The following is a 21,048-nucleotide window of genomic DNA, read 5'->3' on the forward strand; positions in this document are numbered from 1 at the left end:
GCCTCCGCGCCCTTTCCGGCACCTGCTCCAGCTTCGTGTTCCTGCCCATGCACACCTCCGTGATCAAGGTGTTGCGACGACCGGTTGAAACCGCCCTGCACTCCGTGGTCGGAGTGGATCACGGTGCCGGACGGTTGGCGGTTGCTGATGGCCATGCTCAGGGCGTTGGTCACCAGCGTGGCTGTCTGCGTGGCGTCGATGGACCAGCCGACGACTTTGCGGGAGAAGGTGTCCAGCACGACCGCGCAGTACACCTTGCCCTCGCGGGTCGGGTGCTCGGTGATGTCGGTGACCCACAACTGGTTCGGCGACGATCTGGCGAAGTCGCGGTTGACCAGATCACTGGCAGTCGGCGTCTGGTGCTTCGGCCGGGGACGGCGACTGCCGGGCAGGCCGTGGATGCCGGCACGGCGCATCAGCATCTCCACCGCGTGATAGCCCACCACGAGTCCGCGGCCCATCCGCAGTTCGGCGTGCACCCGGCGGGAACCGTACGTGCCGCGGGATGCCGCATGCACCGCGCGAATCTGTTCGGTCAACCACGCGTGACGCAGCGCCCGCTGCGATGGTGGTCGGTTGCGCCAGGCGTAGTATCCCGACGCCGAGACCACGAGCACGCGGCAGCAGATCTCAACGGGGAGTCCCTCAGCGGCCATCCGGTGGATGACCGCGTACCGGTCTTTTGGGGGCACCACCTCCTTGAGCAGTTCAGCCGCGCGGCGATGCACCGCCAACTCAGTCTCCAACTCGGCGATACGCCGTCGAGCCGCGACCAGCTCAACCTGGTCGGCAGAGGTGACACCCGGCATCTGGCCGGTGTCGATCAGCTCCTGGCGGCGCCAGTTGTAGATCGTCTGATCGCTGATCTCCAAGTCCCGGACCAACTCCGCGACAGACCGGCCGGCCTTGAGCAGATCGAGGACCTTGCGACGAAACTCGGGTGGATATCTCCTCGGCACGTCTCTCCTCAACGAGCGACGAGCCTGACGAGTCAACCAACCCGACTCCACCGAACCCGGGGAACATCAGGTTCTCCACAGAACCCGGGGCGGTTCAAGTCGACACCTGTCGCCTGCATGTGGCTGGCCTTGTGCCAGACCAGCCACGGCGGCGAGTCAGTGGGTCGCTCCCATGGTTCTCGCTAGCCGACAGTCGTGTACGCGATGCACGGGGGGCGTTGGCGCGTTCGCTGCCGACACCTACCGGCAGGCCCTGCCCGAGTTGGCGTTCAGAGCGGTTTGAAGCCACCACTCGTTTGGTGTCTCTTCGTGCCGAAGCTGCACACTCGGGCTCACCTAAGGTGCCTTAATCGAAGAACATCATTCGATAAGGTCGCGCGAGTCGGGAGAAACCGCAGGTCAGCTCCATCTAACGCGGCGCGCCCGGCAGGATTCGAACCTGCGGCCTTGGGATTAGAAGTCCCCTGCTCTATCCGCTGAGCTACGGGCGCAACGTGGTATCGCGCGAGAAGGGTACCGCCGCCCGGGGCAGGCCCGGCGGAACGGGTGGCCAGGTCGGTGTCGTAGCCGTGGTGCGGGCTTGACACATGTCGTCGACGGGTCAGGCGTCCGTGGGGGAGGGAACCTCGGTGGCCGGACGTTGCTCGTCCATGGCGGGCCGGGGCTGCGGCGGGCGGGTTGTCGTCGGCCCGGCGCCGAGGAAGGCTTCGGCCCACCGGCCGACCTCGGCGAAGACCTTCTCCCGTACGGCGGGGCCGGAGAGCGTGAGGTCGTGCAGACCGCCGTCGAAGCGGGACACGGTGACGTGCTGGCCGAGGCGGGGGGCCCAGCGGACCATGTGCTCGACGTCGAGGACGGCGTCGGCCAGGGTCGCCGCGTCCTGCCATTTCGTGCCCCGGAACGATCGGGTCGAGCAGGCGAGCAGCACCGGCACCGGGATGTTCAGTCCGGCGCGCAGCCGCCGCTGGCCGGTGCGGACGGCGTCCAGCCAGCCGGCCCGGACGGGAAAACCGGCAAGCGGCTTCCAGGCCAGGTCGTACGTCCATTCGCCGCGGTGGTCGGCGTGCAGGCTCTCGCCGTACACGGTGCCGAGCCCGAACGGGAGGATGCGGTGCGGGGCCCTGCGGCCCAGGCGTGCGACGGCGGCCGCGAGGGGTCGCCGCACGAACCAGGGTGCGTTGAGGTCGAAGAAGGGACTGTTGAGGAACAGCCCGTCGACCAGCCCGGCGTCGCGGCGGGCGTCGGCCCACAGTGAGACGATCAGGCCGCCGGTGGAGTGGCCCATGGCCAGCAGGGTGTCGTGTCCGTCCTCGTCGCGGATGATCTGCGCGGCGGCGTCCAGTTCGGGGAAGTAGTCGCCGAGGTCGCGGCAGAAGTTCGGGGTCTGGTGCGGCAGCAGACTACGACCGTACTTGCGCAGGTCGAGGGCGTAGAAGTCCCAGCCACGCTCGGCGAAGAAGTCGGCCACGTGGGTCTGGAAGAAGTAGTCGACGAAGCCGTGCACGTAGAGCACGGCGCGCCCGGTGGGGCGTTCGGCCCGGCGGCGGACCAGGGTCGCCACCACCGGCCCCTCGTCATCCCGGCCCAGGTCGATGATGTGCCGCTCGTAGGGCGGGCCAAGCACGTCCGGTTCCACCCCGCCGACGGTACGCCGGCTGGCTACCGGGCGGTAGCCCCCGTCCGCCCGCACCAGACGGACGAGGGCTGCCGGCTGTCAGTCGCCCACGGCCTCTCGGCCGGTGGGTTCGTGTGAGGTCGAGGACCGCCCACGATCGGGACCGTACGGCGACACCTGGTCGACCGGCACCGAGCGGTGTTCCCGCCGGGTCGAGGACGAACCGCCCTCGATCGGGCCGTCGCTGTCCTGGACCAGTCGGGTCTCGCCGCTGCGGCGCATCTCGGGTTGCTGCACGTTGGGCATAGCTGTCACCTCCACGGTGGGCGGGTGGCCGGTCGTCTACCGACCGGCCACGCGATCACCTCTCGTCGGTCGTTCCGGCACCGGCAAGCTCGTCGGTCGGCGCGGCCGGGCCGGGCGGTTCGTTGACCCGCAGGTGCTTGTTGTTGCGGGGCTCCTGCCGGGTCTTCGCGTCGTTCAACTGACGACGCAGGTCGTCGCGGACGTCGTTGAGGGCGGCGTGCAGGTCCTCCTCGGTCGAGGTGGCGACGACCCGCTGCCGGCCGGCGATCCAGCACTCCAGGGTGACCTTCTGGCCCTTGGCCTCCCGGTCCTTCACCGACAGCTCCATGTCGGTGGCGTCGGCGTGAAAGCCGGCCAGGCGGGCGTCGAGCGTGGCGAACTGCTCGACGATGCGGTCCCGCTCACGGTCGGCGAAGCCCGCACCGAGCCGGAGGCACTTGGCCACGGTGGCCGGGTCCTGCACCGCGCTCATCGCCGCACCTGCCCCGTAAGGCGGGTGGAACGGGTGATGGTCATCATCATGATCGCTGACCCTTTCGTTCGACGTCGTGCTCACGGGTGCGGTTGTAGAGATCTCTACCCAGGTCGGCTCCGTCCGGAACGTGACCATTTCCGCCTCCCGTTGATCATCGGCGACCGGCTGCTCACGGGTCAGGGTCGATCGGCCTACCACATCGGGACCTTGATCAGGCGTTTGTCCACAGCTGGCCCGGTCGTCCACAGGTGCCGCCTCCTGGGCTGTCCGCGAAGGTCCCGGGGCCGCAGGCTCGGTGGCGAGTCGACTCGCCGAAGCCACGCCCCCGACCCCTGAAGGAGGGACGATGTTCGATACCTACATGACGATTGTCGGAAATGTGCTCACCGCGCCGGAGTGGCGCCGCACCACCCAGAGCAACACGCTGGTGGCCAACTTCAAGGTCGCCTCGACCGCCCGACGCCTCGACCGCGACAGTGGGCGCTGGGTCGACGGCAACAGCCTGCGCGTACGGGTCAACTGCTGGCGCAAGCTCGCCGAGGGAGTTGCCGCCTCGGTGATGGTCGGCGATCCCGTGGTGGTCTGCGGCCGGCTCTACACCCGTGACTGGATCGACGACGCCGGCAACCACCGCACCTTGTACGAGCTGGAGGCTGTCGCGGTCGGCCACGACCTGTCCCGGGGGCGCGGGCGGTTCCTGCGTAACCGGCCCACCCTGGCCACCAGCGCGGTCTCCGACGCGGACGCCGAGCAACGGGTGCACGGGGAGCCGACCGAGCCGGTGCCGCACGACGAGGCGCCTGCCCGGCCCGACAGTCGCCCGGTCGACGACGACTTCGAGCTGCCCGACCTGTCCGGCTTCGGGGCCGGTCCCGCCGGCAGTCCCGACTCCGGTCCGCCCGGCGGGTTCGACCCAGGCTCGGCGCGCGGGTTCGACCCGGGTTCTGCGGACGGGTTCGACTCGTCCCGCACCGACCAGCCGGCGTCGGACGAGTTGGACGAGTTGGACGAGTTGGACGTCGCCGGGGAGAGCGTCCCCGACGACCTGGCCCCGGTGCCCGCCGACGGCACCGAGGCCGAGGCCGAGTCGGCGGTGCGCCCGGAGGAATCGGGGGCGGGCGATGCCGCGACCGGGCGTGGTCGGCGGGGGCGCGGTCGGCTGCCGCAGCCCGTCTGACGACTCGCGGGGGGTGGCCCCGGTGATGACCGCCGGACATGTCGCCTGACGGTGTGCGGCGCGGACGCGCGCCGCTGGTGATCGGGTGACCGGGCAGCTGAGGTGTCCGGTCACCCACCGCCAGGATGGCGGCGCTCGGGGAGGCCGTGGCGGGGACGGGGTCCGCCGGGCCGTTCCCGGTGCTCGGCTCGGCTAGGCTGGCCGCCCGGGGGTGATACGCCGTGCGACACGCGGGTGCGGTGGCGAACGCGACGGGACTCGTCGCGGGTTACGCGCTGGACGCGGTGTTCGGTGACCCACGGCGGGGCCACCCGGTGGCCGGATTCGGCCGGGCCGCCGCCGCCCTGGAACGTCGTCTCTACCGTCCCGACCGGCTGGCCGGTGGAGTCTTCGCCGCGGTCTGCGTCGGTGCGCCGGTGGTGCTGGGCGTGGCCGCAACCGTGGGCACCCGACACCGGCCGGTGGCCCGCGCCGTGCTGGTCGCCGCCGGCACCTGGGCGGTGCTCGGCGGGCGCAGCCTGCGCCACGAGGCGAAGACGATGGGCCGGTCATTGCGCGGTGGTGACCTGCCGGCCGCTCGACAGCGGCTCGGGCATCTCTGCGGGCGGGATCCGTCGACGCTCGACGAGCCCGAACTCGCCCGCGCGACAGTGGAATCGGTGGCGGAGAACACCTCCGACGCGGTGGTCGCCCCACTGGTCTGGGGTGCCGTCGCCGGGCTGCCCGGCCTGCTCGGGTACCGCGCGGCGAACACCCTCGACGCGATGGTGGGTCACCGTAACGTCCGCTACGCCCGCTTCGGTACGCCGGCCGCCCGCCTGGACGATCTGCTCAACCTGGTGCCTGCCCGGCTGACCGGGTTGCTGACCGTGGCGCTGGCGCCGGCTGGCAAGGGCGACCGGGAGCGGGCCTGGCGGGTGTGGCGGCGGGACCGCGACGACCATCCCAGCCCCAATGCCGGGCAGTGCGAGGCGGCGATGGCCGGGGCGCTGGGCGTACGGCTGGGTGGACGTAACGTGTACTTCGGCCGCACGGAGGTGCGTCCGTTCCTCGGTGACGGTCCTCGCCCCGAGGGGCGCCACCTGGCCCGGGCCGCCCGGATCTCCCGGGCGGTGGGGCTGGCGGCGCTCGGTCTCGCGGCGGTGTACCCGTTGACCGCGGGCCGACTGATCGGTGCCGCCTCCCGCCGCACGCTCCGACCGCTACGGGCCCTTCGACCGCTGCCGACCCCCCGACCACTCGGCGCCCTTCGACCGCTGCCGACCGTCCGGCCGCTGCGGGCCCTTCGATCGATCGGGCTGGGGAGCCGTCGGTGACCGGTGGGCTGCTGGTGGCCGGGACGACCTCGGACGCCGGCAAGAGCGTGCTCACCGCCGGCATCTGCCGGTGGCTGCACCGCCGAGGTGTGAAGGTGGCCCCGTTCAAGGCGCAGAACATGTCGAACAACTCCGCCGTGGTGCTCGGGCCGGACGGCCGGGGCGGCGAGATCGGCCGGGCCCAGGCGATGCAGGCGGCGGCCTGTGGGCTCGCGCCGGACCTGAGGTTCAACCCGGTGCTGCTCAAGCCCGGCAGCGACCTGGCCAGCCAGGTGGTCCTGCTCGGCCAGGCCGTCGACACGATCACCGCCGGCACCTTCCGGACCCTGCGTCCCCGGCTCGCCGAGACCGCCTACGCGGCGCTTGCGGAGCTGCGGTCGGAGTACGACGTGGTGATCTGCGAGGGGGCCGGCAGCCCGGCGGAGATCAACCTGCGCGACAGCGACTACGTGAACATGGGCCTGGCCCGGCAGGCGCGGCTACCCGCGATCGTGGTTGGCGACATCGACCGGGGTGGTGTGTTCGCCGCCATGTTCGGCACCCTCGCCCTGCTCGACCCCGCCGACCAGGCCCTGATCGCCGGCTTCGTGGTCAACAAGTTCCGGGGTGACCTGGGCCTGCTCGCCCCCGGGCTGACGATGCTGCGTCACCTCACCGGTCGCCCGACCTACGGGGTGCTGCCCTGGGCCTTGGACCTGTGGCTCGACGCGGAGGACTCGCTGGCCTACGGCCGGGTGCTCGGTCGCCCGGCGGCCCCGCGCGGCACCGAGTGGCTCGACGTGGCCGTGCTACGGCTGCCCAGGATCAGCAACGCCACCGACGTCGAGGCGCTGGCGACCGAGCCGGGGGTGCGGGTACGGCTCACCGTGGAGCCGGCCGAGCTCGCCGCCGCCGACCTGGTGGTGCTGCCCGGCTCGAAGTCGACAGTGGCCGATCTGGCCTGGCTGCGTGAGACGGGGCTCGCCGACGCCGTCACCGCGCACGCGGCGGCGGGCCGCCCGGTGCTCGGCATCTGCGGCGGCTACCAGATGCTGGCCCGGGCCATCCACGACCAGGTGGAGAGCCGGCAGGGCACCGTGCCCGGCCTCGGGCTGCTCCCCATCGAGATCACCTTCGATCGCCGCAAGACCGTCCGACCGGTGCTGGGCAGCGCCGACTGTGACGTTCCGGTCCACGGCTACGAGATCCACCACGGGTACGTCTCGACCGCCGACCCGCAGCTGACCCCGTTGCTGCGCTACACCGACGGTGCCGACGAGGGCGCGATGCACGGCGTCGTGCACGGCACCCACTGGCACGGCACGTTCGAGTCCGACGAGTTCCGCCGCTGGTTCCTCACCCGGGCGGCCCGCCTCGCCGGGCGTACCGGATTCCAGGTCGCGCCGGACACGTCCTTCGCCGCCGCCCGGGAACGCAATCTCGACCTGCTCGGCGACCTGGTCGAGGAACACCTCGACACCGATGCCCTGTGGCGGCTCATCGAGGCGGGCCCGCCCACCGACCTACCGTTCGTCCCACCCGGCGCCCCACGACGTTGACCTCGGGAACTGGCGTGCGCGGCCGGCGGGCACCGAGGGAGTGATCCACTGTGACACGATCTCGTGATGGTCGATACCCGTCGCCGGAGCTGGCTCGCCCTGTTGCTTCCGGTCGCGCTCGCCGGCTGCGCCGGCACCGCAGACCCGGCAGGCAGCTCATCCCCGTCACCCGCCACGTCCTACCGGGTCGTGGACGATCTCTGCACCAAGCTCGACCACCAGCCGCTGCTCGACCTGGCCGGCGGGACAACGCAGGTGCGGGACCGTCCCGACCGGCCCGACCGAAAGAGCTGCGTACTCAGCGCGGTGTCGAGGGACCCCTGGCGATCCACGCGGTCACCATCACCATGCTGGTCGCGGCGTCGACGGCGGAGGCCCGCGAGTCGCTGGGCGGTCCGCCGCCAGCCGGAGCGCAGGGCATCGCCCGGGAGGTCAGCGGGGTCGGTGACGGCGCCTGGGTGTCGATCCCACCGGACAACGGCCCGATGACCGATCCACCGGAGCCGTACGACGGGCCGGTGAAATCCAGGATGGCGATGGCGGCGGCGATGGCCGGAACGGCCGTGGCCCACGTGCACCTCAACTTCATTGCGCCGCAGGTGCCGGACGATGCCCAGACCGAGGAGTTGGCGATGGAGTATGCCAGGCAGACCCTGGACCTGATGGCGGACTGAATCAGTAGCGGACGTCGGCGGCCTGGTCGGAGAAGGGCAGGCCGGCCGATCGCCACGCCTCCACCCCGCCGATCATGTCGGTCGCCCGGTGCAGGCCCAGGGCGCGCAGGCTCGCGGCGGCGAGGCTGGAGCTGTAACCCTGCCGGCACACCACGACGATCTCCAGGTCGTACCCGGTCGCCTCGGGTATCCGCCAGTCGCTCGCCGGGTCGAGTCGCCACTCCAGCACCGTCCGGTCGATCACGATGACGCCGGGCAGGTCGCCCTGTTCCCGACGCTGCGCGTCGGTACGTGTGTCGATCACGAGCGCCCCCCGGGTCGCGGCCTGCACCGTCTCCTGCGGGGTCAGCCGGGTCATGCCCGCACGGGCCTGTTCCAGCAACGCCTCGACACCGGGACTCATCACGGAATGGGACACGCCACGATCATGCCGTTCGGTGGCTGGCCTGCGGTCCGAAGTGGCCGGGGACAACCCGATCGGTAACGTCGGTGCCCGTGGTGGTGGTCTTCGAGGCGTACGCCGGGCTGGCCCGACGGGTGCTGGCGGGGCCGGCCCGGCTGGGGCGTACCCGGTTGGTGGCCGTCGACGGGCCCAGCGGCGCCGGTAAGACCGTCTTCACGGCGCGACTGGCCGACGCCGTCGCCGGTGAGACACCCGATGCCGCTCGCCCACCGGTGGTGCACACCGACGACCTGCTCGACGGGTGGGACGACCAGCTCAGCTTCTGGGAGCGGCTGGAGGAGCAGGTGCTGGCACCGGTACGCGCCGGACAGCCGGGTGCCTATCGCCGGTACAGCTGGGTGCGCCGGCGCTTCCTGCCCGCCCCGGTGCCGGTTCCGGTCGCGCCGGTGCTGATCGTGGAGGGGGTCAGCGCGGCCCGGGCCGCCGCCGTGGCCGACCTGACCCTGGCGGTCTTCGTCACCGCACCGCAGCCGTTGCGGCTGACCCGGGCGGTGGCCCGCGACGGTCCGGCGATCCTGCCGGAGCTGCGCCGCTGGCACGTCACCGAACGTGCCCACTTCGCCGCCGACGGCACCGAGGCCCGCGCCGATCTGGTCGTGGACGGCGCACCCGCCCTGCCGCACGACGTGGCGGACTACTACTGCCGGATCGTGCCGGGGTCGGGACACGACGCCGGCCGCGCCGCCCGGTAAGGCCGGCATACGATGCCGGTCATGACCACACCGATCATGACCGAGTCCGACCTGCGGGAGGCCGTGGCCCGGGAGCTGCCCGGCGTACGCGCCGACCTGGAGCGTCTCGTCCGCATTCCCGGCATCGCCTTCGAAGGCTTCGATCACGCGCACCTGGAGCGCTCCGCCGCGGCGGTGGCGGAGTTGCTGCGCGGCTGCGGCCTGGACGTGGAGGTGGCCCGGGCCGGTGGTCAGCCCGCGGTCATCGGCCGCAAGGCGGCGCCGCCCGGTGCCCCGACGGTCATGCTCTACGCCCACCACGACGTGCAGCCGATCGGCGATCCGACGTTGTGGGAGTCCGACCCGTTCGAGCCGGTGGAGCGGGGCGGCCGGCTGTACGGGCGGGGTGCCGCCGACGACAAGGCCGGCATCATGGCGCACGTCGCGGCGCTGCGCGCATTCGGTGACCGGCTGCCGGTCGGCGTGGTCGTGTTCGTCGAGGGGGAGGAGGAGTACGGCTCCGACTCCCTGGAGCAACTGCTCGCCGAGCACCGGGACAAGCTGGCCGCCGACGTCATCGTGATCGCCGACTCGACCAACTGGGATGTCGGCGTACCGGCGCTGACCACGTCGCTGCGCGGCATCGTCAACTGCTTCGTCGAGGTGCGCACGCTGGACCACGCCGTGCACAGCGGCATGTTCGGCGGTGCCGTCCCGGACGCGCTCACCACCCTGGTCCGGCTGCTCGCCACGCTGCACGACGACGCCGGGAACGTGGCGGTGGCGGGGCTGGTCGGCCGGGAAGCGGCCCGCGTCGACTACCCCGAGGACCGGTTCCGGGCCGAGGCCGGGCTGGCCGAGGGCGTGCGATTGTTCGGCACCGGCCGGATAACCGACCGGTTGTGGACCAAGCCGGCGCTCGCCGTGCTCGGCATCGACGCCCCGGCCACCGGCGAGGCACCGAACGCGCTGGTTCCGGCGGCCAAGGCCAAACTGAGCGTACGACTGGCACCGGGCGACGAACCGAAGCAGGCGTACGCGGCGCTCCGCGCCCACCTGGAGAAGTACGCGCCGTGGGGGGCCCAGGTCGAGGTGACCTTCGAGCACGACGGCGCCCCCTGCGTCATCGACGCCACCGGCCCGATGTTCGACGCGGCCCGGTCGGCCTTCCGGACCGCCTGGGACGGCACCGACGCGGTGGAGATCGGGGTCGGCGGTTCCATCCCGTTCATCGCCACCTTCCAGGAGATGTTCCCGCAGGCGGCGATCCTGGTGACCGGGGTGGAGGACCCGCACGCCCGGGCCCACGGGCCGAACGAGAGCCTGCACCTGGGCGAGTTCGCCCGGGTCTGCCTCGCCGAGGCGTTGCTGCTGGCCAGGGTGGCTGAGGCGGGTCGCGGGTGAAACCGTAACTTCGTGCCTACAGTGGCCGTTTCCGGTGTGTCGGACGCGGGGCTGTTGTAGCCTCTCGAACATGCGTACGAACGAGGTTCTGGCCCGCCTGGAGGCCGCCGTCATCGCTCTGGGGGACGTCGACGTCTCCGCGTGGCCCGACGACACGCTCAAGGAACAGCTCGGCGAGCTGTCCGCCGCCCTGGTCGCCCTGGACGCGTCGCTGTCCCGCATCGCCGACGGCGTCCGGGCCCGCGGGCTGCGGATCGAGGAACCGGTCCCGGCCTGACGTCGCGTCGGTTGTCGGTGGTGGCTGGCAGGATGAGGTCGTGCGGTTCCTTGACCTGGCTGCCACCTCCGCGGCCGTCGGCGCCACCAGCGGTCGTCGGGCCAAGGTGGAGCTGCTCGCCGACGCCCTGCGGCGGCTCGACCCGCCCGAGGTGGCGGCGGGCTCCGGTTGGCTCGCCGGTGAGCTGCGCCAGCGGCAGACCGGGGTCGGCTGGGCCAGCCTTCGCGACCTGCCCCCGCCGGCGGCCGAGCCGACGCTCACCGTGTCGGCGGTCGACGCCGCGATCGACGAGATCGCGGCCGTGCACGGCGCCGGCTCGCAGGCCCGCCGTCGGGCCCTGCTGCACGCGCTCTACGCGGCTGCCACCGCCGACGAGCAGCGCCTGCTGACCGGCCTGTTCCTCGGCGAGCTGCGGCACGGCGCCCAAGCCGGGCTGCTCGCCGACGCGATCGCGCGGGCAGCCGGGGTCTCCGTCGCCGTCGTACGCCGGGCGCTGCTGCTCGCGGGAGACCTGCGGGCGGTGGCGGTCGCTGCCCTCGGCGGCGGGGCCGCCGCGCTTGCCGAGTTCGGGCTGCGGGTGGGCCGGCCTCTCGCGCCGATGCTGGCGCAGAGCGCGTCCACCGTCGACGAGGCGCTCGCCGCCACCGGAGTGCCCGCGGTCGTCGACGTGAAGCTCGACGGCATCCGCATCCAGGTGCACCGCAGCGGTTCCGACATCGCCGTGTTCTCCCGCAGCCTCGACGAGATCACCGCCCGGGTGCCCGAGGTGGTCGCCGCCGTGCGCAGCCTGCCCGCGCGGGAGATCGTCCTCGACGGGGAGGCCATCGGGCTGGACGCCACCGGCCGGCCGCTGCCGTTCCAGCAGACGTCGAGCGCCGCCGCCCGCCGGGCCGGGTCCGCCGGTCCCGCCGCCGGGGCACCTGTCGCACCGGCGGTGCGCGCCGCCGCCGAACGGACCGGCGAGACGGTGCTCACGCCGTACTTCTTCGACCTGCTCCACCTCGACGGGGTGGATCTGATCGACCTGCCGGGTCGGGAACGATGGGCGGCGCTGCGCGGCACGGCTGACGCGTCGCTGCTGGTCGGGCGGATGGAGGTGGAGGACCCGGAGCGGGCCGGCGAGGCCTTCGCCGCCGCGCTCGACGCCGGCCAGGAGGGTGTGGTGGTCAAGGTGCCGGACGCCCCCTACGACGCCGGGCGGCGCGGCGCCGCCTGGGTCAAGGTGAAGCCCCGGCACACCCTCGACCTGGTCGTGCTCGCCGTCGAGTGGGGCAGCGGCCGGCGCACCGGCTGGTTGTCGAACCTGCACCTGGGTGCCCGCGACCCGGACACCGGCGGGTTTGTGATGCTCGGCAAGACCTTCAAGGGGCTCACCGATGAGCTGCTGCGTTGGCAGACCGAGCGCTTCCTCGGCCTCGCGGTGGATCGCGGGGACTGGGTCGTCCGGGTTCGGCCCGAGCAGGTCGTGGAGATCGCGTTCGACGGAGTGCAGAGCAGTTCGCGCTATCCCGGTGGGGTCGCACTGCGATTCGCCCGGGTGGTCCGCTACCGGGACGACAAGACGGCAGCCGAGGCCGACACCATCGACGCCGTCCGGGCGATACACGCGGGCCGCCCGCCCGGGTGAGCGGTCAGGTGGCGGCCGGCGTACCGGAGTCGGCGGCCCGGTCCCGGGGGCGTTCGTCGACCACCCCGGCGAGCCGGCGGGCCTCGCGGCGGGCGACCCAGCCGTAACCGACCACCGTCATCGCCGCGAAGATCCACCACTGGACGACGTAGCCGAGGTTCTGCCAGTTGTTGGCATGGCCGATCGAGACCGCCCGGAACGTCGGGTCTGCTGCCGGCGTCTGTTCGTCGAGGAGCACGTACGCGCCGTGCACCGGGTACGGCAGCTCGCCGGCGAGCTGGGGAACGGAGACCCGGCGGCTTTCCACCCGGCCCTCGCGGCGGGACACCTTGGCGTCGCCGCTCTCGCTCGCGTGCACCCGACCCTCGACGGTCACCTCACCTGCCGGCGCCGGTGGCACGTCGGGCTGGGCCAGCGCCCCGCCGGGAGCGGGCGGGATCCAGCCCCGGTCCACCAGAACGGCGGTGCCGTCGGCCAGCACCAGCGGGGTGACCACCTCGAAGCCGACCCGGCTGTCGACAGTGCGGCCCCGCACCAGGACGATGTTGTCGGTGTCGTACCGGCCGGTCACGGTCACCCGGGTGAAGGTCCGCTCCGCTGCCGGTGCCGCGCCGACGGTGCCGGGGCCACCGGTGGGCGCGGGCAGCGCCTCCCGCAGCGGCACCGGGTCCATCCGCAGGCCGGCGTCGATGCGTTCGTTGATCGCCGTTCGACCGTGGTAGCGGTCCAGCTGCCAGTTGCCGAGCAGCACCATCACCGTGGCGGCGGCCATGGTCAGCACGAGAAGGCCCACCCAGCGCGGCGTCAGCAGGAACCGGTACACGCCACGAGATTACCCGTGTGACCGCCGCCACTGCGTCGAGCCGTCACAGCCCTCGCGCGCCGTGGCCGGCCGCCGGCTGTCGCAGGCAGTGGCCCCTGTCCGGAGCGGGCGGCGGACAGCCAGCCGTGGCGGAGCGTACCGGTGTCGGGGCGGTCCGCCACGGACCCGGTTGACCTGGACCGGACGGGTGGTCCAGGGGTGCCTGTAGGGCGTCGGGTTCAGCTATCGTCACGCGGGCGGAGCGCGCCGACGGTCGGCACGCCGACCGCTCGCGAGGAGTCGATGATGACCGTCGTGCCGCGTCTGGTGCTCAGTGCTCCCTCCTCCGGACACGGCAAGAACGCGCTGGCGATCGGCCTGCTCGCCGCGTTCGCCGACCGGGGCCTCGACGTGGCCGGCTTCAAGATCGGGCCGGATCAGGTGGATGCGGCCTACCTTGGGCTGGCCAGCGGTCGACCGGGACGCACCCTGGATCCGCGGTTGGTGGGCGCCGAGCGCGTCGCCCCGCTGCTGCTGCACGGCGCGGACGGTACGGACCTCGCCGTGGTGCAGGGCAGCATGGGCCTGTACGACAGCCTGACCGGCCGCAGCGAGACCGAGTCGACCGCCGCCGTCGCCACCGTGCTGCGCAGCCCGGTGGTGCTGGTGGTCGACGTCGCCGCGATGGGCCAGTCGGTGGCCGCCCTGGTGCACGGCTTCCGGGCGTACGACGAGCAGTTGTGGATCGGCGGGGTGATCCTCAACCGGGTCGCATCCGCCCGGCACGAGGCGCTGCTGCGCGAGGCGCTCGACGACATCGGCATTCCGGTCTACGGCGCGCTGCGCCGCCAGGACCTGCCCTCGGTGCTGCCGTCCCGCCGGCACGGGGTGGTGCCGGTGCTCGAAGGCGCCGGCGAGGCCACCCGGGCGGTCCGGCGGCTGGGTGAGGCGGTGACCGCGACTGTCGACCTGGAGCGGCTGCTCGGGCTGGCCCGTTCGGCGCCGGCGCTGGGGGTGCAGCCGTGGTCGCCGCAGGTCGGCGACGAGGCGGCCGCGCCCGTGCCGGCTGGTGCCGCTCGCCCGGTCGTGGCGCTTGTGGGTGGCCCGGGCGGCAGCTTCAGCCACGCCGAGACGGCCGAGCTGCTGCGGGCCGCCGGTGCGGAGGTGGTGACGCTCGACCCGTTCGCCGACGAGGTGCTGCCGAGCGGCACCCGGGCCCTGGTGGTCGGCGGGGCCCTGCCCGAGTCGTACGCGGAACAGCTCTCCGCCAACCGGCGGCTCTGCATCGCGGTCGCCGAGCTGGCCCGCACCGGCCGGCCGGTGGTCGCCGAGGGCGCCGGCCTGCTCTGGCTGGCCCGAGAGCTGGACGGGTTGCCGATGTGTGGGGTGATCGACGCGATCGGCAGCCTCCGGGACGGGCTGGTGGTCGGCTACCGGGAGGCGACGGCGCAGAGCGACAGTGTGGTCGCCGTCCGGGGCGAGGTGGTGACCGGGCACAAGGAGCACCGGGCCGTCCTCACGCCTCGGGGTGGGCAGCGCCCGGCATGGAGCTGGCCGGGCGGTGCCCCGGAGGGGTTCATCTGGCGGGGCGTGCACGCCTCCCAGCTCGTCCCGCACTGGGCCGCGTACCCGCGGATCGCGACGCGGCTGGTGGCCGCCGCTGCGGCCGAGCCGGCCACGGCCCCGGCCGGGGCCGGCGGCGGTGCCCCGGCCGGGCCGGCGGGTGTCGCCCTGGGCGACCCGGCCGGTGTGGTGGCGTCCGGGCCGGCCGGTGGGCCGCCGGCCTGATCGTCAACCGACGATCCGGTCCGACGGCGGGACGAAGTCCCGGACGGGTTTGCCCTTCAGCGCGTCGCGGAGGGTGTTCGACACCGCCGCGATCGGGATCTGGGACTGGCCGTCGCCCACCGCGTTGAACGGGTTGTCGGGGTCGGAGATGAAGCTGGCGGCCGCCAGTTCCGGTGTGTAGCCGACGAACCAGGCCGATCGGGTGCTGTCCGTGGTACCGGTCTTGCCGGCTACCGGGCGACCCACCGTGCCGCGCACGCTGTCCGCCGTGGACCAGCCGCCGCAACTGCCCTTGGCCGGGGTGTCGCCGGTGGGGCAGCGGGCGGCGTCGGTGGCCGCGCGTGCCGCGTCGGCGCTCACCACCTGGCGGCAGCGCGGCTTGGCGACCTCCCGTTCGATGCCACCCGGTGTGGTGTACGTGGCCGGGGTACCGTCCCGGTTGTAGATGGCGTTCACCGGCAGCGCCTCGCAGTAGCGCCCGTCGGCGGCGACCGTGGCGTAGGCGTTGGCCATCTCCAGCGGGGTGGCGTCGGAGACACCCAGGGTGAAGGCGCCCCACTTGTTGGCCTTCGCAGGCGAGGCGTGCTCCCGGTCCACGTCGGTACGCCAGCGCAGCCCCAACTGCTCGGCCAGCCGGACGGCCCGTTCCGCACCGACCTGCTCCTCCAGCCAGACGAAGTAGGTGTTCACCGACTTGCCGAAACCGGACCACATGGTCTGGGTGCCGCTCATCGCGCCACTGGCGTTGGAGGGCTGCCAGCCGTCGTAGACCTCGGAACGGTAGCTGTGCGGCGCGTTGAAGACGGTGTTCAGTGGCATGCCGGCGTCGAGGGCGGCAAGCATGGGGAACATCTTGAACGTCGAACCCGCCTGGTAGCCGGGCAGGTCGCCACCGCCCATCAGGGGTGCCACCGTGTTCGGGTAGTTGGCCTTCACGTCGGGTCCGGCCTCGGGGTTGGAGCTGAGCGGGTTCTCGTTCAGGTCCAGCGAGTAGGTGCGGTTCACCGCCATCGCCTTGACCCGCCCGGTGCCGGGTTCGGAGACCACGATGCCGTTGGCGAACGGGCTGCCGGTGTTGCCCTCGGTGCCGACGTTCTTCTCCGCCGCCTTCTGGATCTTCGGGTCCATGCTGAGCACGATCCGGTAACCGCCCCGGCGTAGCTTGTCCAAGCGTTGGAGCCGGTTCTCCCCGAACGCCGGCTGGGCGCTCCACCAGTTCTTGAGGTAGTCGCAGAGAAAGCCCCAACTGTTCCATTTCTCGGGCACCGAGGCGCAGTCGTTGGGCGGATAGGTCAGGCGCAGCCGGATCGGCTCGGTCTTCGCCGCCTGCGCCGAGTCCGGCGAGAGGTAGCCGAGCCGGGCCATGTTGTCGAGCACGTAGTTGCGCCGGGCGGTGGCGTCCTTCTGGTCGGAGCTGGCCGGGTCGTACTGGGAGGGTGACTTGACCAGCCCGGCGAGGGTGGCCGCCTCGACCGCGGTCAGGTCCTTCGGGGTCTTCGAGAAGAAGATCTCGCTGGCGGCGTAGATGCCGTACGCGCGGTGGCCGAAATACGCCGAGTTGAGGTAGCGCTCCAGGATGTCCTCCTTGCTGAGCTCCTTCTCCAGGTCGACGGCCATGCGCATCTCCTTGACCTTGCGGATCGGGGTCTGCGCGGTGGCCTCCTGCACCTCCCTCGGGGTGGTGGCGCTGTCGCGCAGCGCCATCCGGACGTACTGCATGGTGAGCGTGGAGGCACCCTGGGAGACGCCGCTGGAGCGGGCGTTGGCCACGAAGGCGCGGGCAACGCCCTTCGGGTCGACGCCGTGGTGCTGGTAGAAGCGGTTGTCCTCGGCGGCCACGATGGCCTGCTGCATGTTGGGGGAAATGTCCGACAGCTTGGTGTACTGCCGGTACTCCTCGAAGAACATGGTCAGCACGGTCTTGCCGTCGGGCGCGTACAGGTAGGAGGTCTCGGCGGGCAGGGCGGTGGTCAGCAGGCGGGTCTTGCTCTCCACGGCGTGCGCGGTGGCCTTGGCACCGATTCCGGTCACCGCGACGACCGGGTACGCGGCGGCGGCGACGACGATACCGGCGATCAGCCCGGCACGGAGAAGAGGAACGAGACGACCAGCGGCAGCAAGGGGTCGATTGCTCACACCGCCAAGTTATGACATTTCCGATTCGTCCATGAGAAATACTCATGAAGTGATCGGTGGTGATGCGGCCCACCCTCCGGGTTGCTGTCCCGAGCGCCGCCTTCCCGGCAGGATCGCGGTCATGCATGGCCAGCCGACCACGACGTCCGGCGCGTCGCCGGCCGAGCCGGATCTCGCCCACCACGGTGACGCCGAGGTCGCAGCAGGCCTGGTCGACCTCGCCGTCAACGTGCGGCGCGCACCGCTGCCACCCTGGCTGGCCGAGCCGATCACGGCCTCGCTGGCCGACCTCGCCGCGTACCCGGACCCACGCCCGGCCCGCGCCGCAGTCGCCGCGCGGCATGGTCGGCCGCCCGAGGAGGTGCTGCTCACCGCCGGAGCCGCCGAGGGCTTCGTGCTGCTCGCCCAGGCACTGCGCGGGCTGCAACGGCCGGTGGTGGTGCACCCGCAGTTCACCGAACCCGAAGCCGCGCTGCGGGCAGCCGGGCACACCGTGCGGCGGGTGCTGCTCGACGAGGCGGACGGCTTCCGGCTGCACCCGGACCGGATACCCGCCGACGCCGACCTGGTCATGATCGGCAATCCGACGAACCCCACAGCCGTACTGCACCCCGCCGCCGACCTCGCCGCCCTGGCCCGCCCCGGCCGGGTACTCGTGGTCGACGAGGCGTTCGCGGACACCACCGCGACGCCCGGCGTACCCGGTGAGCCCGAGTCACTCGCCGCCCGTCGGGACCTGCCCGGGCTGCTGGTCGTACGCAGCCTCACCAAGACGTGGGGGCTGGCCGGACTGCGGATCGGTTACCTGCTCGGCGAGGCCGCCCTGCTGCGCCGGCTGGCCGCCGTACAGCCGCTCTGGGCGGTCTCCACCCCGGCCCTCGCGGCCGCCGCGGCCTGCGCCGGCCCCGAGGCGGCCCGGGCCGAACGCGCCATCGCCGCGCAGCTCGCGGCCGACCGCGACCACCTGGTCGCGCGACTGTCGGCCCTGCCCGGGGTACGCGTGGCCGGCCGACCGGCCAGCGCCTTCGTGCTGGTGCGGATCGCCGGCGCCGACCGGATCCGGGACCTGCTGCGAGGACGCGGCTGGGCGGTACGCCGGGGCGACACGTTTCCGGGGCTCGGCCCCGACTGGCTACGGATCGCAGTGCGGGATCGGGTGACCACCGACGCGTTCATCGAGGTGCTGGCCGAGATCATGGAGGCATGATGCTGGAAGACACCATCGCGGCCGTCGGCCCGCCCGACGAGCCGGCGATGACCGCCGCACGGCAGTTGCAGGCGCGCCTGACCAAGCCAGCCGGCTCGCTCGGCGCCCTGGAGGAGCTGTCCGTACGCCTCGCCGGCCTGGCCGGCAGCTGCCCGCCACCGGTGCCGGCCCCGGCGGCGGTGGCGATCTTCGCCGGTGATCACGGCGTACACGCCCAGCAGGTCAGCCCCTGGCCACAGGAGGTCACCGGGCAGATGGTGGGCAACTTCCTGGCCGGTGGAGCGGTGGTCAACGCCTTCGCCCGGCAGGCGGGTGCCTCGGTGACGGTGATCGACGTCGGGGTGGCCGCCCCGCTGCCGGTTCCCGACCCAGCGGGCGCGGCCAGCGTCGACGACCCGGCCGGGGCCGGTTCTCTTGACGGCGCGGACGGTGCCGGTCCTCGCGACGGCACGGCCGGACCGCACGTACCCCGACTGGTCGACGCGTCGGTGCGGCGCGGTACCCGGGACATGACAGTCACCGCCGCGATGACCCGGGAGGAGGCGCGGGCGGCGGTCGAGGTGGGCATCACCATCGCCGGGGAACTGGTCGACGCCGGGGCCGGAATATTGCTCACCGGCGACATGGGGATCGCCAACACCACCCCGGCCGCCGCCCTCGTCGCCGCCTTCACCGGCGTGGACGCCGCTGAGGCCACCGGCCGGGGCACCGGCGTCGACGACCCGACCTACCAGCACAAGATCGAGGTGGTGCGGGCCGCGTTGCGTCGCCACGACCCCGACCCGACGGACCCGCTAGGTGCGCTGGCCGCCGTCGGTGGGCTGGAACACGCCGCGCTGGCCGGGTTCATTCTCGGTGCTGCCGCGCGCCGCGTACCGGTGCTGCTGGACGGGGTGATCGCGGTCTCCGCCGCGCTCGCCGCGGCGGCCTTCGCCCCGGACTCCGTGGCGGCCATGGTCGCCGGTCATCGTTCCGCCGAGCCCGGTGCCACTGTCGCGCTGCGCCGCCTCGGCCTCACCCCCCTGATCGACCTCGGCCTGCGCCTCGGCGAGGGCACCGGCGCGCTGCTGGCCCTGCCCGTGGTCACCGGCGCGGTCCGGGTACTGCACGAGGTGGCCACCTTCGACTCCGCCGGGGTGGCCGAGAAGTGAGCGAGCGGACCGCTGGGTTCGGTGGCGTGAGCGCCAACGCGTACCCCCTCGGGCTCCGGCTGGCCGGCCTCCGGGTGGTCGTGGTCGGTGGGGGAGCGGTCGCCACGCGGCGGGTCCCGGCGCTGCTCGACGCGGGCGCGGACGTACTGCTGGTGGCCCCGGAACTCACCCCGGCGCTGCGCGCACACGTCGACGCCGGGCGACTGCACTGGGCACCGCGCCGATTCGCCCCCGACGATCTCGACGGTGCCTGGCTGGTACAGGTCGCCATCGACGACCCGGCCGCAGCGGCGGGGATCAGCGCCGCCGCCGCGGCACGTCGGATCTTCTGCGTACGTGCCGACGACCGGAACGCGGCGACGGCCTGGACCCCGGCGGTGACCCGGTACGGTCCGGTCACCGTGGCGGTGCACGGCGGCGGCGACCCACGTCGGGCAGTGAGCGTCCGCGACGCCATCCGCACCCTCCTGCAGGCCCGGACGGGCCCACTGTTGACGGACCAGGTCACCCAGGCGCCGCTGAGCCCACCGCCCGGCGGCACCGGCCAGGTCTTCCTGGTCGGCGCCGGACCCGGCGACCCGGAGCTGATCACCCTCAAGGGGTGGCGGTTGCTCAGCGAGGCCGACGTGGTGGTCGCCGACCGGCTGGTGCCCGGACTGCTCCTGGACGAGCTGCGCACCGGAGTGGAACTGGTGGACGCCTCCAAGATCCCCTACGGCCCGTCGCGGACGCAGGAGGAGATCAACCGGATCCTGGTGGACCGGGCGTTGGCGGGAGCGTCCGTGGTCCGGCTCAAGGGCGGTGATCCGTACGTCTTCGGCCGTGGCGGCGAGGAACTGCTCGCCTGCGCGGCGGCCGGCGTACCGGTCACCGTGGTGTCGGGGGTGACCAGCTCGATCGCCGCCCCGGCGGCAGCCGGTATCCCGGTCACCCACCGGTCGGTGGCGCACGAGTTCACCGTGGTGTCCGGGCACGTCGCACCGGAGTCGCCGGACTCACTGGTCCGCTGGGACGCCCTGGCCGGCCTGCGCGGCACACTCGTGATCCTGATGGGCCTGAAGAACCTACGGTCGATCACCAGCACGCTCCTGGCACACGGGCGGGCGGCCGGGACGCCGGCCGCGGTGGTGCAGGAGGCCACCACCGGCGGTCAGCGGATCGTCCGCTCGACACTCGGTGAGGTGGCTGACGCGGTGACCACTGCGGGGCTACGGCCGCCGGCTGTGGTCGTGGTTGGTGACGTGGTCGAGGCACTGGAATCGGCTGGGCTGTCCGACTCCTGATCGGCTCGCGTGGTTGCGCTCTCGGGCCGGGGGCGACCGTGTCTGGTTCGTGAGTGGTTGATGCTTGGGGCTGGGGTGGCTGTGCCTGGCTTGGGGTGGTTGCGGTTGGGGCTGGGGGCGACCGTGCCCGGCTTCGGGCGGTCAGGCTTGCCCGCCGCACGACCTCACCGACGCCGGCC

General features: G+C 72.7%; 19 protein-coding genes and 1 tRNA gene. 12 read left to right on the forward strand and 8 right to left on the reverse strand.

The window, feature by feature from the left end; translation table 11 throughout:
- The 5 genes from AB0I71_RS31690 to AB0I71_RS31710 form a co-directional block, all read right to left on the reverse strand.
- A partial coding sequence (locus AB0I71_RS31690; protein ID WP_357590952.1) for an IS3 family transposase occupies positions 1–959 on the reverse strand: 959 nt, incomplete at its 3' end.
- Between the two features lie 418 nt (positions 960–1,377).
- Positions 1,378–1,450 (reverse strand) — tRNA-Arg (locus AB0I71_RS31695).
- 110 nt (positions 1,451–1,560) lie between these two features.
- Positions 1,561–2,595 (reverse strand): alpha/beta hydrolase, encoded by a 1,035-nt coding sequence (locus AB0I71_RS31700; protein WP_357590954.1) that lies wholly within the window; start codon positions 2,593–2,595, stop codon positions 1,561–1,563.
- Between the two features lie 78 nt (positions 2,596–2,673).
- On the reverse strand, positions 2,674–2,880 hold the full coding sequence (locus tag AB0I71_RS31705; protein WP_357590956.1) for a hypothetical protein: 207 nt from the start codon (positions 2,878–2,880) through the stop codon (positions 2,674–2,676).
- Between the two features lie 55 nt (positions 2,881–2,935).
- Positions 2,936–3,352, reverse strand: coding sequence for an HPF/RaiA family ribosome-associated protein (locus AB0I71_RS31710; protein WP_357590958.1), 417 nt, complete (start codon positions 3,350–3,352; stop codon positions 2,936–2,938).
- Positions 3,353–3,701: 349 nt separating this feature from the next.
- Here AB0I71_RS31710 and AB0I71_RS31715 point away from each other — a divergent pair, with 349 nt between their 5' ends.
- The 4 genes from AB0I71_RS31715 (at position 3,702) to AB0I71_RS31730 (ending at position 8,060) form a co-directional block, all read left to right on the forward strand.
- The gene (locus tag AB0I71_RS31715; protein ID WP_357590960.1) at positions 3,702–4,532 is read left to right on the forward strand and encodes a single-stranded DNA-binding protein; all 831 of its coding nucleotides are present in this window, start codon (positions 3,702–3,704) and stop codon (positions 4,530–4,532) included.
- A 221-nt stretch (positions 4,533–4,753) separates the two neighbouring features.
- Positions 4,754–5,848 carry a cobalamin biosynthesis protein gene (locus AB0I71_RS31720; RefSeq protein ID WP_357590962.1) on the forward strand — a complete coding sequence of 365 codons (1,095 nt, stop codon included), beginning with the start codon at positions 4,754–4,756 and terminating at the stop codon, positions 5,846–5,848.
- Positions 5,845–7,386 (forward strand): cobyric acid synthase, encoded by a 1,542-nt coding sequence (locus tag AB0I71_RS31725; RefSeq protein WP_357590964.1) that lies wholly within the window; start codon positions 5,845–5,847, stop codon positions 7,384–7,386. Before AB0I71_RS31720 ends, AB0I71_RS31725 begins: the two co-directional genes overlap by 4 nt.
- Positions 7,387–7,733: 347 nt before the next feature.
- A complete protein-coding gene (locus tag AB0I71_RS31730; protein WP_357590966.1) occupies positions 7,734–8,060 on the forward strand; it encodes a hypothetical protein in 327 nt (108 codons plus the stop codon).
- A 1-nt stretch (position 8,061) separates the two neighbouring features.
- On the opposite strand, the gene AB0I71_RS31735 is transcribed toward AB0I71_RS31730, so the two are convergent.
- Positions 8,062–8,463 (reverse strand): rhodanese-like domain-containing protein, encoded by a 402-nt coding sequence (locus AB0I71_RS31735; RefSeq protein ID WP_357590978.1) that lies wholly within the window; start codon positions 8,461–8,463, stop codon positions 8,062–8,064.
- 92 nt (positions 8,464–8,555) lie between these two features.
- On the opposite strand from AB0I71_RS31735, the gene AB0I71_RS31740 reads away from it, so the two are divergent.
- The 4 genes from AB0I71_RS31740 to AB0I71_RS31755 all read left to right on the forward strand — a co-directional run bounded on the left by AB0I71_RS31740 (position 8,556) and on the right by AB0I71_RS31755 (position 12,502).
- Entirely contained in the window at positions 8,556–9,215 is a 660-nt protein-coding gene (locus AB0I71_RS31740) for a hypothetical protein (protein WP_357590969.1), read from the forward strand.
- Positions 9,216–9,251: 36 nt separating this feature from the next.
- A complete protein-coding gene (locus AB0I71_RS31745; protein WP_357590980.1) occupies positions 9,252–10,598 on the forward strand; it encodes a dipeptidase in 1,347 nt (448 codons plus the stop codon).
- A gap of 70 nt (positions 10,599–10,668) precedes the next feature.
- Positions 10,669–10,875 (forward strand): hypothetical protein, encoded by a 207-nt coding sequence (locus AB0I71_RS31750; RefSeq protein WP_155220929.1) that lies wholly within the window; start codon positions 10,669–10,671, stop codon positions 10,873–10,875.
- 40 nt (positions 10,876–10,915) lie between these two features.
- Positions 10,916–12,502, forward strand: a complete 1,587-nt coding sequence (locus AB0I71_RS31755; protein WP_357590971.1) for an ATP-dependent DNA ligase — start codon at positions 10,916–10,918, stop codon at positions 12,500–12,502.
- Between the two features lie 4 nt (positions 12,503–12,506).
- On the opposite strand, the gene AB0I71_RS31760 is transcribed toward AB0I71_RS31755, so the two are convergent.
- Positions 12,507–13,274, reverse strand: coding sequence for an SURF1 family protein (locus tag AB0I71_RS31760; protein ID WP_357590982.1), 768 nt, complete (start codon positions 13,272–13,274; stop codon positions 12,507–12,509).
- Between the two features lie 336 nt (positions 13,275–13,610).
- Here AB0I71_RS31760 and AB0I71_RS31765 point away from each other — a divergent pair, with 336 nt between their 5' ends.
- Positions 13,611–15,092, forward strand: a complete 1,482-nt coding sequence (locus AB0I71_RS31765) for a cobyrinate a,c-diamide synthase (RefSeq protein WP_357590972.1) — start codon at positions 13,611–13,613, stop codon at positions 15,090–15,092.
- Between the two features lie 3 nt (positions 15,093–15,095).
- Here the strand turns inward: AB0I71_RS31765 and AB0I71_RS31770 are convergent, their stop codons facing one another.
- Positions 15,096–17,228: a transglycosylase domain-containing protein gene (locus AB0I71_RS31770; protein WP_357590974.1), complete on the reverse strand. Its 2,133-nt coding sequence runs from the start codon at positions 17,226–17,228 to the stop codon at positions 15,096–15,098.
- Positions 17,229–17,349: 121 nt separating this feature from the next.
- On the opposite strand from AB0I71_RS31770, the gene cobC reads away from it, so the two are divergent.
- Genes cobC through cobA form a run of 3 tightly spaced genes read left to right on the forward strand, consistent with a single transcriptional unit; the run spans position 17,350 to position 20,869 of the window.
- The gene (gene cobC / locus AB0I71_RS31775) at positions 17,350–18,435 is read left to right on the forward strand and encodes an Rv2231c family pyridoxal phosphate-dependent protein CobC (RefSeq protein ID WP_357590976.1); all 1,086 of its coding nucleotides are present in this window, start codon (positions 17,350–17,352) and stop codon (positions 18,433–18,435) included.
- Complete coding sequence (locus tag AB0I71_RS31780) at positions 18,435–19,586, forward strand: nicotinate-nucleotide--dimethylbenzimidazole phosphoribosyltransferase (RefSeq protein ID WP_357590984.1); 1,152 nt, start codon at positions 18,435–18,437, stop codon at positions 19,584–19,586. The genes cobC and AB0I71_RS31780 overlap by 1 nt, the downstream gene beginning before the upstream one ends.
- A gap of 26 nt (positions 19,587–19,612) precedes the next feature.
- Positions 19,613–20,869: a uroporphyrinogen-III C-methyltransferase gene (gene cobA / locus AB0I71_RS31785; RefSeq protein WP_357590986.1), complete on the forward strand. Its 1,257-nt coding sequence runs from the start codon at positions 19,613–19,615 to the stop codon at positions 20,867–20,869.
- Positions 20,870–21,048 lie beyond the last annotated feature (179 nt).

Origin of the sequence: Micromonospora sp. NPDC049891 (assembly GCF_040660295.1) — a bacterium.
Lineage (GTDB): Bacteria > Actinomycetota > Actinomycetes > Mycobacteriales > Micromonosporaceae > Micromonospora.